The following is a 15984-nucleotide window of genomic DNA, read 5'->3' on the forward strand; positions in this document are numbered from 1 at the left end:
TCTTAACTATTACTTATTTTATATCCTACACCACGTATAGTCTTTATTACATTGCCTGCAGTGGTTAGTTTCTGGCGCAATGTACGAATATGTACGTCTACTGTTCTACTTTCTCCGTCAAATGAGTAACCCCATATTTTATTTAAAAGCTGATCTCTTGTAAGGACAATTCCTTTGTTTTTTATTAAAAGACATAACATTTCAAATTCCTTTAAAGTAAGAATTACTTCCTTACCATCCACCTTTACTATATGCTTTGCCGGACACACATATAGATTGTCTATTGTGTAATCTGACTGATAGCTGTTAAATTCCGACCTTCTTAGAAGTGCCTTAACCCTTGCTACCATTTCCATCATGCTAAAAGGTTTTGCAATGTAATCATCAGCTCCACTTTCTAAACCGTTTATTTTATCATATTCACTGGTTTTGGCTGTTGCCATAATTACCGGAACCCTTTCCGTCGTGGGATTTTTTCTCAGTTTTTGAAGTATCTCTATACCGCTTTCTTCCGGAAGCATCACATCCAGAATAACCAACGACGGCATTTTTGTATTTAAGGCTTTCCAGAAATCCGATGGTTTTTCAAAGCCTTCTGCCTGTATTCCTGTACTATTTAATGTATATACAACCAGTTCTCTTATACTGCTGTCATCTTCGACTAAATATACCATCTTACCGTCCTCCTTTATTCCAGAATAATCCTCTTTTGTAATTTTTAAGTTAATCCTATGTAAATTTTAGGTCAAATTATAAATTAATTATTCACCTTCATAATGAGTTCCTAAAATGGAGTATTCTACCCATCCGGCAATATTTGTGGCATGGTCACCAATTCTTTCCAAATACTTGGCAATCATAAGAGTGTCAATACATTCCTCTCCACCTTCAGTATCTTCAGCAATTTTAGAAATAAGTTCTTTTTTTATTTCATCAAAATAGTTATCAACTACATCATCACTTAAAATAACACTTTTTGCCTTATCTAAGTCTTTGCTTACAAAGGAATCAACACTTAAAGTTACCATTTTAATAACCTCATTTGCCATATCATTTAAATGTACCTGATATTTTAAATTGCTGTCCTTTATGTATTTGGCAAGTTCCACTATGTCTGATGCCTGATCACCAATTCTCTCCATGTCCGATATCATTTTAAGGGCTGAGGAAATCACTCTTAAATCCCTTGCTACCGGCTGTTGTCTAAGTAAAAGCTTCATACAGATATTTTCAATAACTCTTTCTTTTCTGTCAATTTCAGCATCCGTATCAAGAACTTCTGCCTTTAATTCCTCATTGGCATGGTCCATTGCCATTTTAATTGCAGCAGCTATAGCCTGCTCACATAATTTTCCCATTTTAATCATTTCATCATTAAGATTATGCAACTGTTCATCAAATTTATTTCTCATAATTAACCAAACCTTCCTGTTATATAATCTTCTGTTCTCTTATCCCTAGGCATTGAGAACATCTGCTCTGTATCACCGAATTCAATTACTTCACCTAATAAAAAGAATGCTGTTTTGTCTGATATTCTTGCTGCCTGCTGCATATTATGGGTTACCATAATTACCGTGTAATCCTTTTTAAGTTCCACAGCCAAATCCTCTATTTTGGATGTAGAAATAGGGTCAAGAGCTGATGTAGGCTCATCCATAAGAATTACTTCCGGATTAACTGCCAATGCCCTTGCAATACACAATCTCTGCTGCTGTCCACCTGACATTGCCAAAGCACTCTTTTTAAGTTTATCCTTTGTTTCATCCCAGATTGCTGCCTGCTTAAGTGTTTTCTCCACAATCTCATCTAACTTAGCTTTAGAGTGAATACCGTGGGTTCTAGGCCCGTAAGCAATATTGTCATATATGCTCATTGGGAACAAATTAGGTTTCTGGAAAACCATTCCTACTCTCTTTCTAAGAATATTTACATCCATGTTTTTATAAATATCTTCACCGTCTAATGTTATAAGACCCTCAATTTTACAATCCGGCACTAAATCATTCATTCTGTTAAGCGATTTTAAAACTGTTGATTTACCACATCCTGAAGGTCCGATAAATGCCGTTATTTCATTTGGCGGTATATTAAGGTTTACATTTTTTATTGCATGAAAATCACCGTAGTGAAGTTCCATATTTTGTATGTCAAATTTTCCCATTTTTTATTCCTTCCCAACTTTCTTTGCTGCCAGACCTGACAGTCCGTTAATAATTAATACAATTACAAGAAGTATTACTGCCGTAGCATATGCCTGATTAGTGTACAATCCTTCATTTAACAGCGAATACATATGTACCGCCAGGGTTCTGGTAGATGAAAACAGACTCTTTGGCACTTCTGCCACTGTTCCTGCTGTAAATATAAGAGCTGCACTTTCTCCTACAATTCGTCCAATGGCAAGAATTACTCCCGATAATATTCCGGGGATTGCTGCCGGAAGAACAATAACGAATATTGTTCTAAGCTTTCCTGCCCCAAGTCCATAGCTTCCTTCTCTAAACATATCAGGAACTGCCAAAAGAGATTCCTCGGTAGTTCTTACTATTGTTGGTAAAACCATCATGGTAAGGGTAAGTACACCTGCTAACAGTGAGTTTCCCCACTTAAGTAATAATACAAATACAATAAATCCAAAAAGACCAAATACAATAGAAGGAATACCTGCTAATGTTTCCGTTGTAAGTCTTATTACCTTAACTAATTTTGAGTTTCTCTTTGAGTATTCTACCAGATATATTGCTGCTGCAATTCCAATAGGTACTGCTAATAACAGTGTTAAAAATACCATTATAATTGTGTTTATAATTGCCGGCGTCATTGATACATTTTCTGTATTATACTTCCATGCAAATAAATCCGGTGTTATATATGGGATTCCGTTTACAAGTATGTATATAACCAGATAAATCATTGATGCCACCGTAATTGTAACGGCTAATAATATTAAAATGAGCATAATTAACGAGCCCGGCTTTCTCAAATATTCTTTTACTTTATTCATAACCATTCTCCTTAACTCTCACTTCTTCTATTTAAAATCGAGAAACATACGTTTATTATTAAAATGAATACAAATAATACGACCGCCGTGGCAATAAGTGCCTTTCTGTGTAATCCTGTGGAATAAGCCATTTCCAACACAATGTTAGTTGTAAGGGTTCTTGTTCCACTAAGAATACTGTCCGGGAAAATCGGCTGGTTTCCTGCTATCATAACCACCGCCATTGTTTCACCAATTGCTCTTCCCATTCCAAGAATTATTCCTGACATAACTCCTGACTTAGCAGCGGGTATCACTGTTTTAAATATGCTTCTTTCCTTTGTTGCTCCCAGCGCCAGTGCCCCTTCAAAATAACTGATCGGCACTGCTCTTATAGATGATTCCGCAGTGTTAATTATGGTTGGGAGAATCATCATCCCAAGGAGGATAGATGCTGCAAGAATCCCTTTTCCGCTGGTACCAAATATATCCTGAATAGCCGGAACTATCGCTACTAAACCAAAGAAACCATATATAATAGAAGGTATTCCGGCCATCAGGTTAATGATAGGTTTTATTACTTTATATAATGTAGAGGGACAGTATTTTGCGAGGAATACTGCAGTAAGAAGACCTATCGGTACACCTATTATCATTGCACCGGCAGTAACATAAATACTGCCAATAATCATTGGACCTATACCGAATATTCCCTGACCCGGCTTCCATTCCGTTCCAAAAAGAAATTTGATAGGCCCTATTTCCTGTATTGCCGGCATACCATTAGCGAACATAAATATACAAATAAGTACAACTGCCGCAATTGATATACATGCACATACAAGAAATACTATTTTCATTAAGAATTCTAATCCTTTATTCAAAATAATTACTCCTTAACTGACTATGCAAGAAGCACCGCCCATTAAAATGGTACGGTGCAATCCTGAAAAATCATTTACTATTTAACGTCTTCCCACTTTGTTGTCTCACCTGTATAAATTCCCTTAATCTGGTCACTTGTAATATCTGTTAATGGGTTAGCGTTGTTTACGACAACTGCGATACCATCCATTGCAATCTGTTTTGATGTAAGACCTGCTGATAATTCTTCATCCTTCAATTCTCTAGATGACATACCAATCTGTGCTGCACCTTCTGTAGCTGCCTGGATACCTGCTGAAGAACCTGATTCCTGAATTTCAATTGTTACATCAGGGTTAATTGCTGTGTAAGCATCTTTGATTTTGTCCATAAGCGGTGAAACTGATGTTGAACCTGCTAATGTAATCTTACCCTTCTGCTTGCTGCCTGTATATTTTCCTTCCGGAGTAAGTCCAATATATCCTTCATCATTTACAATCTTCTGTCCTTCTTCGCTCATTACGTAAGAAATGAAGTCTTTATCTAAATCTGAAAGCTTATCCTCCTTGTAGCAAATGTTAAATGGTCTTGATACTTTATATGAACCTGCCTTAACATTTTCTGCTGTTGCCTCAGCTCCGTCAACCTTAAGTGCCTTAACATCTGTTGATAAAGAACCAAGAGATACGTAACCGATTGACTTTTCATTCTGACTTACTGTCTTAAGCATTACTGATGTACTGTTTGTGATTTCTGCTGTCTGGGTTGTAATGTCGTTATCCTGATCATCAACTATTCCCATAAGTTCTACGAAAGCTCCTCTTGTACCTGAGCCATCCTCTCTTGAGATAACTGAAATGTCTCCGGTCAGTGCTGTTGATGCATTTGTTCCTGCATCTGTTGTCTTATCATTTGATGAACTTCCACATCCTGTAAATGCCATTGTTGTAATAACTGCTGCAGTCATAACTGCTAAAAATTTCTTTCTCATTTTGTTTTCTCCTTTAAAAAATCAATTATTTGTTTCCTTTCACGATGTATAATATTAGACTTATGTAAAAAGCAATGTCACGTTAATGTTAAATCTATTTAAAATGTGGTGAGAATTTTTAAAGGGTCTGGCATCGCCAGACCCTTTAAATAAACTCTTCTATAAATTGACAAACTCTCTAAAACTTTGATGTTCCCTTTAATATTCTTCAATTGTATATTTTCCGGTAGGTGGATTGTCTTTAAAGAACTGCTCCACCTGTGAGTCTTTCTTACAGTGAATCGTCAAGCCTTCTAAGCCTTCCTCTGTGTCAAATATTCCTTTTTGCATATTTTCCACAGTTTCCGGGAAATATATATCCTTTATTTCACTGTCACCAAAAGCCCATGTTTCTATTTCATTTACACCTTCTTCAATTACTACCGTATCAATTTTAGAAAAAGAAAATGCTCCGCTTTCTATCTTTTTAACATTAGAAGGAATTGTAACTTTTTTCGTATTTAATCCTCTTTGATAGTCAGCGGACATGGCATTTTCGGCTATTGTATTTACTTCCTTCGGAATAGTAATTTCTGCTGCATTTCCAACATATGCTAAAAGATTTCCCTCTCCGTCAATTGCGAAACCATTATCGTCAACCATTCCTGATTTTTCATAATACCTGTTGGTTGAAAGATTAGCTTCTAACTGGTCTGCCGCACTATCCTCCCGGGAGAAATAATCAATCCTGTCATTGTCCTTATCTTCCGTGTAAAAATACTTCCGAAGCTCATATTCCGATACGTTATCTTTATCTATTACATCCTTAAACTGCTCTTTTTCATCAAAATAATTCATGTAAATAGCCTTATTTCCCAGTTTAAGCTTATGATTTTCTATGGTATAAGAACCTGAATCCATCTTATTTCCAGACAAATCCTTTTCTTCATATTTACCACCCTCAGTAAAAGAGACAACGGTTATTTCATCCAAATCAACCTTGTACCACTTGCCTGCAATACTTAGTTTGTCATAATCAACTACGTACTCATAATTGCTATTTTTAATATATCTAATAATCCCAAACATGCCAAAAATAACAAGAATTATTGCAACATCAATTATAAGAAGTCTTCCGGTAGTGATTTTTCTGCCACCTTTTGCAGCGGATGTTTTTGGCTTATCAGCAAGATTTGCTCCCTTAGCTGAACTTATCCTTTTAACGGGATTTAATCTTCTAATGCCAGACCTCTTCTTCACTCTTCCTCTAAAATGTATCTTAGTATGATTCTTTATCTTCCTAGTTGTCCGGATAGTTTTATTATTTATGAGTTTTATATTCTTTTTAATAACAATTTTACTTTTGCTCATTATATCTAAAACTTCTTTCTTAACCTTATTTATTATTTTGCATTAACTATTTTCCGGTTTTAACCTTTTTAGTCGCTGACCAGCTACCGGTTATTTTGTAGCCAAACTGATACCCCACTGCTCTTACTCTGATATAATACCTTGTATTTTTCTTTAGACCCTTTATGGTATATCTGTTGGTTTTTACGGTCTTGGTTTTAGCCTTCTTAAATTTGTTGTTAGTAGAATACTGCACCTGGTACTTTGTGGCATTATCCACTTTTCTGTATCTTATTGAAACCTTATATTTTTTAGACTTCTTTGATAATTTTTTAGCTTTGCTTACAGAAGATATCTTTGCTTTAGCAATTTTAAGTGCCGGCTTAGGTGTGGATTTCTTTCCATCTTTATTTAAATAAGATGCATATGCTAAATACTTTCCTTCTTTAAAATCAACCCCTAAATAAACCGTAGACTCAGAATACTTAAGGGCAATGGTGCCCTGAGACTTTAAGCCGTTGTTTTCCTCACGGGTGGTTGAATTTTCCTCTATTGTACGAGGTGCACTGACACTTGCTATATGAACAAGGGACGCTCCGGTAGCTTTTTTATTAATATTTCCAATATTTAAATTAGAATTATACTTCTGCTGGTCATATGCCCAGTGGGAATGTCCGCTAAACATAGTAACATTTGGATACTTATTTAAAAGTTTTCTAAATCTTACCTCATCAGAATTTCCAAATATATATGTCAAGTCATAAGTGTATCCCCCCGGATTTTTAAGGTTTCCCACAGCCTTTGTTGCATCTCCCTTTTCATCTGCAAAATATGTGTGGAAAAACAGGTAAACATTTTTATTGGCATATGTATTTAGATTTTTCTCCAGCCAGTTAAGCTGCTGCTCGCTTACAATAGAAATATTTTTTCTGTAAAATCCCCTTGTCTGACTGAAAAATATAAATATATCACCATTTTTTTCGTAAACAAAATCAACACCGTTAGAACTTATTGTACGGATATTTTTGTCAGAAGTCCTTTTAGTATTAACCTGCTTTGCAAAAGACTTAACATGTGCTTCCTGACTTCCGGTCCAGGAAACATCATGGTTTCCCATACATGTATAAACCGTCATGCCGGGATATTTATTTATGGCATTATTAAATTTTTTGTAGGAATCATCCTCACCCTGATTACTTAAGTCTCCTGTCATTCCTACAAAATCAATATTTCTGTCGTTTATAAATTTAAGGGCATTATTAAAAGCCGGTACTGAATCATCCTGTGAATAGTCATTATATCTGTTAAAGTGAACATCACTCATAAGACCAAAACTATAGGAAACCTTTCCCTCATTAAACTGTTTGCTTTCCGGTATGTCACACTTGTAAGGAGTTTTGGTTTCTTCTTTATAAACAAGAACTTCCTTTGCTCCCTCAGGTATAACTAAATATGGAGAGGTAATCCGATAACTGCCCTGATATTCACTGTTATTATTTACCTCGTCTGTAGTGATTGTGCCAAATTCCGTAAACTCAATGTTATCATATTTTAATTTGTTACCTTCTCCGTCGCCCCAGTATAAGTCGTATGAAGCTTTCTCATTGGTAACCAGCTTCACGGTGCCATATGCCGATGCTGCATTAAAGTTGGCAAAATTATATGTTACTCCCAAATCTATAGGAGCCGCACCGGTGACTGTGGCTAACGCTCCTAAAGGATATCTGGAAGAAAGCCCTAATACAAGTACTATAATAAGCACTAATGATACAAAGCGTGCTTTAAATGCTCTATTATTTGTCATCTGTTCATATTCCTCCCGCTAAATGTATTACTGGCAAAGCTTTGCCACTATCTGGTTTATAACTTTTCCGTCGGCTCTTCCTTTAAATGCCGGCATTACAGTTTTCATAATCTGACCTTTGTTCTTTGTAGCAATAACATCAGCGAATTTTTCAGTAAGTTCAGCTTCTACCTCTTCTGCACTCATAAGCTTTGGTGCATACTCATTAAACACATCGTATCTTGCCTGATACTCTTCAATTAAATCTGTTCTGTCGGCAGGGCAGCTGTCAATCTGTTCCTTAACTGTCTTTAATTCCTTTAAAATAACTTTATTTACCATTTCTTCAGGAATATCCTCCCTGCATCCTGCGTCAATCCCTGCTTTCTTTACCGCCTGAATCAATGCTGAAATTGATTCCTTTCTAGCTTTATCTCTAGCCTTCATGGCTGCAATCATATCTTTTTGTAATACTTTAATATCCATTACTTAATACCTCTCTTTCTCTATCTATTCTACATTTCAAAAATTCTATGGTCAACCCTGTATATGTCTTTTTTTAACATATATTCACAGAGACTTTTTATTTTCTTTTTCCTTTTTTTACGGCAGCTCTTTCCTTCTTTATCTGACGGGGTTTTATAAGGCATTTTTTATCAAAACCAATTAAATCTTCCCTGCCTGCAATATGAAGTGCTTCCTTTACCAGCTTGTAATTTTCAGGCTTACGATACTGCATCAATGCCCTTTGCATAGCCTTTTCGTGAGGATTTTTAGGCACATACACCGGCTCCATGGTTCTTGGATCAACTCCGGTGTAATACATTACCGTAGACATGGTAGATGGTGTCGGGTAAAAATCCTGAACCTGCTGGGGATTATAGCCTATATCCCTTAAATACTCAGCTAACTTTACTGCCTCCTTCATATCAGAACCCGGATGGGAACTCATAAGATAAGGCACAACAAACTGTTTTTTCCCTTCTTTTTCATTCATTTTATAATACTTGTCTATAAACTTCTCATAAACACAATGAGGCGGCTTTCCCATATAAGATAAAACCTTATCGGAAATATGCTCCGGTGCCACCTTAAGCTGCCCGCTTATATGGTATCTTACAAGGTCGTTGAAAAACCTGTCGTTCTTATCCTCCATAATATAATCAAACCTGATACCTGAACGGACAAAAACCTTCTTAATTTTGGGAAGTTCCCGAAGTTTTCTAAGTAATTTTAAATATTCACTGTGGTCGGTATCTAAATTTTTACACGGAGTCGGCCACAAACACTGCCTGTTTTTACAAACACCTGAAGTAAGCTGTTTCTTACATGATGGATGGTAAAAGTTGGCTGTAGGACCTCCCACATCATGAATATACCCTTTAAAATCAGGCATTTCCGTTATTTTCTTTGCTTCATTTATAATAGACTCATGACTTCTTGTCTGAATAATTCTTCCCTGATGAAATGTTAATGCGCAAAAACTACATGCCCCAAAGCATCCCCTACAACTTGTAATGGAAAATTTAATTTCCGAAATAGCAGGTATGCCTCCATCCTTTTCATATATAGGATGATATGTTCTCTCATATGGCAAATCATAAACATCATCCATTTCCATTTGGGTAAGTGGCTCCTGAGGTGGATTTTGCACCACATACACTCCGTTAGGGTATGGTTCCACTAATGTTTTTCCATTATAAGGGTCTGTATTTTCACTTTGTATCTTAAAGCTTTTGGCATAATTTAACTTATCCTCCTTCATCTCATCAAAAGAAGGAAGGATAATCGGGTCATATGCTAAAGACAAATCTCTTGTTTTAAAAACCGTTCCCGGTATATAGGTAATATCCTTAACATCCATTCCGCTATCCAATGCATCTGCAATTTGAACTATGGATTTTTCACCCATTCCATAACAAATAAGATTAGCCTGGGAATCTAACAAAATAGAATGTTTAAAGCTGTTACTCCAGTAATCATAATGTGCCATTCTTCTAAGGCTTGCCTCTATTCCTCCTATAATAACAGGCTTATTCTTATAAGTTCTGCGAATGAGATTTGAATATACAACTACTGCATGGTCAGGTCTTTTCCCTATAACTCCTCCCGGAGTGTAGGCATCTGTTTCCCTTCGTTTTTTTGAAACATAATAATGATTTACCATGGAATCCATGTTCCCACTCATTATTAAAAAACCAAGCCTTGGTTCTCCCAGAATATTTATGCTGTTGTCGTCCTTCCAGTCCGGCTGTGAAATAATCCCCACAGTGTATCCATGTGCCTGAAGAACCCTGCTGATTATGGCATGACCAAAGGATGGGTGATCCACGTAAGCGTCACCTATAATATATACAAAATCCAGCTGTTTAATTCCCTGCTTTTTCATATCTTTTTTTGAAATCGGTAAAAATGCCATAATCTTCTCCACTCCATAAATCTCTTATTTGTTACCTGACATCCTTATATCATAGTATATAAAATGATTGCTTTCAACGGATATTTTAATTAATTAAGGTATTCCCATAAAGGAAAAATAACTGCAAAAAATACTAATCAGGGAGTACAATTTGCAGTTAATATTCCATTAAAACACAATTAAATTATTTATTTAAGACTTGCTTCTGCTTCCTCTAAGCTTTTGTAACCCTGCATCTTAGCAGTGTTTTCAATAGTCATTTCTGCTAAGTTTTTATTGTTTTTATATAAATCCACAATAAAATCTGCATACATAAGCAGAAGCCTGTCTGAGTATGTCAAAAGCTCTCCCTTTAAGTAGGTTTCATAGCTGGCATTATACTCATAGTCAGCATCACTGGTAATATCCCTTGCATTAGCTGCAAGCTTCGGATAGCTTTTGGCAAAATCCTTCATCCATTCCACCTGAATTTGTGCAATCTGATTTACGATTTCCTTTGCTTTTTCAGATTTTGGTGGGAAATTATCCTTAATTTCCTCATATTCCTCAGGCACCGTACTTTCCATCATTCTGCCATACTTTTCAGTAATCATATTTATGCCTTTTTCCTTATTATCAAGCCACAAATCCCTAATTGTAATAAGCATGTCATCTGTCCATGTAAGGTACTGGCTTTTTCTCATTACATAAAACACCGGCCAGTTATCCTGACATTGTGCCCTGCCCCCTTTATTATTTACCTTGTCAAAAGCGTCAAATTCCAAATGAATAATATCGTTAATTACCTTTTCCCTGTCAAACTCTGCCTTGCTTACAATTTCCGGCACATAATCATTTAGAAAATCAGAATTTATATTATTAACAATTCTCTGATTCTTAAGCTCATTTATTATCATTTTGGCAACTTCTTCTATAATAACTGCCGCCTTATCTTCTTTATTATATGAGGTATTATCATAAGCATAATTATCCCATACCGCCTTCTGGCTGTTTAATACCGACAATTCTTCTAATAAATTCATAACCTGCGGCATAAGTTTATACTTCTTAATTCCTGCTGCCATCCACTTGTAATACGGAGAATACATGCCATTTAAAATATATATGCAGTGCATGGTACTTTTAATAAACTCCGATATACATATATTGGCACTAACATAATCTTTCCTTGCCATTGAACGGCCATAATTACTTTGACCTGTCTGTGCCATTTTTGACACTTCTCTGGCTAACTTAATGATTCTTGCTTTCTCCGGCTGACTTCTGAAGTGATTTCGTATATCTGTAAAAATACCCTCATTATCTCTAAAAACCTCTCCGTTAGTCACTGTTGCTAACTTGTCATCATCAATATCTATCCACTGGGAAACCTTTTCGGGACTTTGTCTGTAACCTGTGTATTTTTCGTAAAAGTCTCCAATAAGGCATACTCCCAATCTGCCTTTAGCCATTTCAGTGTCCATTCGTCTGACACCCATATATTCTTTAGGCAACTTCTCATATTCTGCCTGAAGTTTTTCCCCTATAAGGTCGTAAGTGGACTTAGTTACCCACATGGAAAATCCCGGCCCGAAATCATGGTCTCTTGAATAAATATCATCAAATCCAAACCGTTCTGAACCTTCTCCCACAAATCCCACGGCAATTTTATCTTCATATTCCTTAAATTTTTCAGCAATCATAAGTGCTCCATATTCTTCATAAAAGCCCTTGGCAAGCTGCAACCCCGATATGTTTTTTTCCGTATTCCTGTTTAAATTTCCTTCTATGTTTTTAAGCTTATTTTCTACCTTTTCCAAATTATCTTTGGTAATTTTATAAGCTGTTCCTTTTCCCATGTTAATTTCTATTTCCCCTAAAGCTTCCCTGTATAAATTTTCTGCTTCATAGTACCGGTGCTTTTTACACATTGCCCCTGCCATGGCACATAATGCCCCGCTATAATGGAAGTTCTTAACTTCATCCCTGCGGTATATTTCCAAAGCCTTATTTAAATATTCAACAGCTTCATCCACCTTATCTAATTCCACTAAAGATGCCCCTAGATTAGAATAGGTGGTGGCAACCTCTATTTCTGCCCCCTGTATATTTTTAATAATAGAAAGAGCTTTTTTCAAATGTGCCACTGCTGTTTCATAATCTCCTATTTCCTGATATAAAAGGGCAATGTTGTTATGTAAACTTGCGAATCTGTAATCATTACTGTCAATGTTTCTTTCGTATATTCTAAAAGCCTCCATATAATACTGAAGTGCTTCTTTTAGCAATCCTGCTGCTCTGTGGGCATTGGCAATATTTTGAAGGGAAGTTGCATAATGGACACTTCCCTGTATTCCCATTTTCTGCATAACGTCAATGCATTGATGACATGCCTTAATGGATTTCTCATACTCACTAATATCCCTGAAAAATCCCATCATTTCATTTAGAATGGTAAACTGAGCAGAAAGGTCATTTTCCCTTACAGCCTCCTTGTAATTTTCCTCCAAAAAAACCGGAACTTCATTTATTTTTTTCTTTTCAAATAAATTATCTAAACTATTTAAAAACTTCTCAACATCCATAACTGCCTCCAAATCCTATATAACCTAACTATACACGTTTCTTTACGGCGGAAACTACTCCAAAAATAATAAACACAGCTAAATTTACCACCACTACGCTAGCTCCTGCCGGTATTGAAAATACATATGAACATATGAGTCCTATGGTAAAGTTTATAACTGCTAAAATTGCCGAACAGATAGTTACACTGATAAATGACTTAAATATTCTCATTGATGTAAGCGCCGGGAATATAATAAGACTTGATATTAACATGGCACCCATCATTTTTATTCCGATTACCACGGTAATTGCCGTGAAAATTGATATAAGGGTATTGTAGTTTCCCACTTTAACTCCCGTAGCCTTTGAAAAGTTCTCATCAAAGGTTACTGCAAAAATTTTGTGATAACAGAATATAAACATTACAATAACCACTGCTGATAAGCATACGCTAATTACCACATCATCCTTTGACATGGCAAGTATGCTTCCAAACATATAACTATATACATCTGTGCTAAGACCTGTTGTAAGTGAGGTTACAATTACACCTATGGCAAGTGCCGATGCCGATACCATGGCAATTGCCGCATCACTTCGCATTTTGCCGTTTTCCGCTAATCTAAGGAGCAAAAATGCTGCCACAATAACTACAGGAATGGCAAATTTAATAGGGGCGAATCCACAGGCTACCGCAATGGATAATGCTCCAAAGGATACATGAGATAACCCGTCACCTATCATGGAATATCTCTTTAAGACAAGGCTTACTCCTAAAAGTGCCGCACAAAGGGAAACTAATACGCCCCCAATGAAAGCCCTCTGTATAAATTCATATGAAAACATCTGACTAAGCATTTTCGCCACCTCCTAAAAACATGTTTGACACATTGGATTTCTTATATTCTTCCACTGTTCCGAAGAAGTCATTTTCCTGCTCTAAATGAAGAATATGGGTAGCATATGTCAGTGCGTTTTTTATGTCGTGGGTTACCATTACAATGGTAACTCCCTCCTTGTTTAATTCCTTGATTGTATCATAAAATTCCAATGCTGCCGCCGGGTCTAAACCGGTTACCGGCTCGTCTAAAATAAGGGCGCTGTCTGTGGCACATAATGCCCTTGCCAATAATACCCTTTGCTGCTGACCACCTGAAAGTTCCCTGTAGCAGTGCTTTTTTAAGTGTGCAATTCCTAATTTTTCCAAATTAACCATTGCCTCTTTTTTGTCCTCTTTGCTGTAGAAAGGACTTTTATGCCTTATGTTTAGCACTCCTGACAACACAACCTCCCACACACTTGCCGGAAAGTCCCTTTGTGCCTGGGTTTGCTGTGGAAGATATCCTATACCTTTTTTGCTTTTTTCCGCGTTAATACTTATCTTTCCCTGCAAAGGACTAATAAGCCCTAACAAAGTCTTAATAAGCGTACTTTTTCCTGTTCCGTTCTCTCCTACTATGCAAAGATAATCTCCCTGATTTATACTGAAATTTACATTTTTTGCAACTATTCTGTTTTCATATCCTAATGTTACATTTTTACATTCTATATTCATTTTTAACTCCCTGTGTCTACTTAACATTTAGTGCCTTTTTAAGAACATTGGCATTTTCCTTCATAAGGTTTACATAAGTTATGCCTTCCTTAAACTGTTTTTCCGTTATATTATGGCAGGAATTAAACTGATATTTTTTTACTCCTGTATCATCACATATAACGTCTGCCATTGCCTGACTGCTTAATTCCAAATAAAAAATTCCATGAACATCCTTTGCCTTAACCTTGTCTATTAAAAAAGCTACTGTTTTGGCACTAGGCTCCATTTCTCCGCTACAGCCATCAAATGCCGCATAATATTTAAGTCCATATTCCAGTGCAAAATATTTAAGAGGGAATTTATCAGCAAAAATAATTTCTTTCTTATGTGCTTTATTTGTAATACTTCTGATTTCCTTATCAACATTTTTTATCTCATTAATGTAGTCTTTAGAATTCTTATTAAATACATCCTTATATTCAGGCATTTTTTCCGACAGATTATGGCATATATTTTCCACCAGTTTTTGTGCCATAACAGGTGATGTCCATATATGCTCATCGATTTCGTGATGGTGTTCATCCTCATGCTCCGGATTTTCATCACCGTGGTCATGGTCATCTACTGCAAAAACCTTCTCCCGCTCTTCTTTCTCTGCTGCCACCTCTATTTCCGGTTTCACGCAATCTATCATTTTTATTACTGTCTGGCTTTTATTGTCAAGGGATTCTAATACAGTGCTGACCCATGTTTCCAACCCTCCGCCATTGTAAATAAAAACATCTGCATTGTTTATTTTCACCACATCAGCAGGTGTAGGTTCAAAGGAATGGTCATCCTGTCCCGGTGATACTAAAAGCTCCACCTCTATATTATCAATTCCCTTTGTAACTGCCCTTGCAAAATCATAATAAGGAAACAGCGTTGTCATAATCTTTATTTTGTTTTCTTTTTCATTATGAGGGATTTTATTACCGCATCCTACCGTTAAAACAGCCATTGCCATAACAATCATCCACACAGTTATTTTCTTAATCTTCATTTCATTCTCCCTTATTTTGAACATTTACTGCATTTTCCATAAAAAACCGTTCTTTTAGGATTAATACTGAAATGATGATCCACACTTACATGATTGTATAGCTCTGCTAAATGATGGCACTCCATCTTTTCTACCTGTCCACATTCCTCACATTCAATGTAGAATCCGTCCTCAGCCTCGTTTGCAATGTATCTGTAACATGCTCCCGTCTGCTTTTCCACATTAATTCGTGCCACAATTCCATCCTGTTCCATTTTCTCTAAATGGCGGTAAATAGTTGTAAGACCTACAGAATAGTTATTATTTTTAAGATATTTTTCAATTTCACTAACAGTAACATAACTGTCTTTATTTAATTCAAGGCATTCCCTTATAGCTGCCTGTTGCTTTGTTTTATATTTTCCTGCCACAATAGTACCTCTTTTCAAATTTGAAAATCATTTTCATTTTCACCCATTGTACTATTGCAGACAGGAATTGTCAAAT

The 15984-nt window shown here is 36.1% G+C and carries 15 protein-coding genes; all 15 read right to left on the reverse strand.

The features are described 5' to 3' along the window. Positions 1-2: 2 nt before the first annotated feature. The 15 genes from H8S00_RS00305 to H8S00_RS00375 all read right to left on the reverse strand — a co-directional run bounded on the left by H8S00_RS00305 (position 3) and on the right by H8S00_RS00375 (position 15908). Positions 3-674, reverse strand: coding sequence for a response regulator transcription factor (locus H8S00_RS00305; protein WP_186839772.1), 672 nt, complete (start codon positions 672-674; stop codon positions 3-5). 87 nt (positions 675-761) lie between these two features. After that, the gene (gene phoU / locus H8S00_RS00310) at positions 762-1412 is read right to left on the reverse strand and encodes a phosphate signaling complex protein PhoU (RefSeq protein ID WP_021953727.1); all 651 of its coding nucleotides are present in this window, start codon (positions 1410-1412) and stop codon (positions 762-764) included. Between the two features lie 2 nt (positions 1413-1414). Then, positions 1415-2164: a phosphate ABC transporter ATP-binding protein PstB gene (pstB, locus tag H8S00_RS00315; protein WP_021953726.1), complete on the reverse strand. Its 750-nt coding sequence runs from the start codon at positions 2162-2164 to the stop codon at positions 1415-1417. A 3-nt stretch (positions 2165-2167) separates the two neighbouring features. Continuing rightward, a complete protein-coding gene (gene pstA / locus H8S00_RS00320; protein ID WP_021953725.1) occupies positions 2168-3007 on the reverse strand; it encodes a phosphate ABC transporter permease PstA in 840 nt (279 codons plus the stop codon). Positions 3008-3018: 11 nt separating this feature from the next. Then, entirely contained in the window at positions 3019-3846 is an 828-nt protein-coding gene (gene pstC, locus H8S00_RS00325) for a phosphate ABC transporter permease subunit PstC (RefSeq protein WP_021953724.1), read from the reverse strand. Between the two features lie 101 nt (positions 3847-3947). Next, on the reverse strand, positions 3948-4841 hold the full coding sequence (locus tag H8S00_RS00330) for a substrate-binding domain-containing protein (RefSeq protein ID WP_186839773.1): 894 nt from the start codon (positions 4839-4841) through the stop codon (positions 3948-3950). Positions 4842-5039: 198 nt separating this feature from the next. After that, complete coding sequence (locus H8S00_RS14010) at positions 5040-6080, reverse strand: leucine-rich repeat domain-containing protein (protein WP_186839774.1); 1041 nt, start codon at positions 6078-6080, stop codon at positions 5040-5042. A 157-nt stretch (positions 6081-6237) separates the two neighbouring features. Then, positions 6238-7974, reverse strand: coding sequence for a metallophosphoesterase (locus tag H8S00_RS00340; protein WP_021953721.1), 1737 nt, complete (start codon positions 7972-7974; stop codon positions 6238-6240). A gap of 27 nt (positions 7975-8001) precedes the next feature. Then, positions 8002-8439: a GatB/YqeY domain-containing protein gene (locus H8S00_RS00345; protein WP_118589122.1), complete on the reverse strand. Its 438-nt coding sequence runs from the start codon at positions 8437-8439 to the stop codon at positions 8002-8004. Between the two features lie 97 nt (positions 8440-8536). Then, on the reverse strand, positions 8537-10372 hold the full coding sequence (locus H8S00_RS00350; RefSeq protein WP_021953719.1) for a YgiQ family radical SAM protein: 1836 nt from the start codon (positions 10370-10372) through the stop codon (positions 8537-8539). Positions 10373-10560: 188 nt separating this feature from the next. After that, positions 10561-12936, reverse strand: coding sequence for a DUF4125 family protein (locus H8S00_RS00355; protein WP_186839775.1), 2376 nt, complete (start codon positions 12934-12936; stop codon positions 10561-10563). A gap of 28 nt (positions 12937-12964) precedes the next feature. Continuing rightward, entirely contained in the window at positions 12965-13777 is an 813-nt protein-coding gene (locus H8S00_RS00360; protein WP_021953717.1) for a metal ABC transporter permease, read from the reverse strand. Then, on the reverse strand, positions 13770-14474 hold the full coding sequence (locus H8S00_RS00365; protein WP_186839776.1) for a metal ABC transporter ATP-binding protein: 705 nt from the start codon (positions 14472-14474) through the stop codon (positions 13770-13772). The genes H8S00_RS00360 and H8S00_RS00365 overlap by 8 nt, the downstream gene beginning before the upstream one ends. A 16-nt stretch (positions 14475-14490) precedes the next feature. Continuing rightward, entirely contained in the window at positions 14491-15498 is a 1008-nt protein-coding gene (locus H8S00_RS00370; protein WP_158576810.1) for a metal ABC transporter solute-binding protein, Zn/Mn family, read from the reverse strand. 11 nt (positions 15499-15509) lie between these two features. Continuing rightward, positions 15510-15908, reverse strand: coding sequence for a Fur family transcriptional regulator (locus H8S00_RS00375; protein ID WP_021953714.1), 399 nt, complete (start codon positions 15906-15908; stop codon positions 15510-15512). Positions 15909-15984: the final 76 nt, after the last annotated feature.

The organism is Eubacterium segne (genome assembly GCF_014287775.1).
Taxonomy (GTDB): domain Bacteria; phylum Bacillota; class Clostridia; order Lachnospirales; family Lachnospiraceae; genus Eubacterium_G; species Eubacterium_G segne.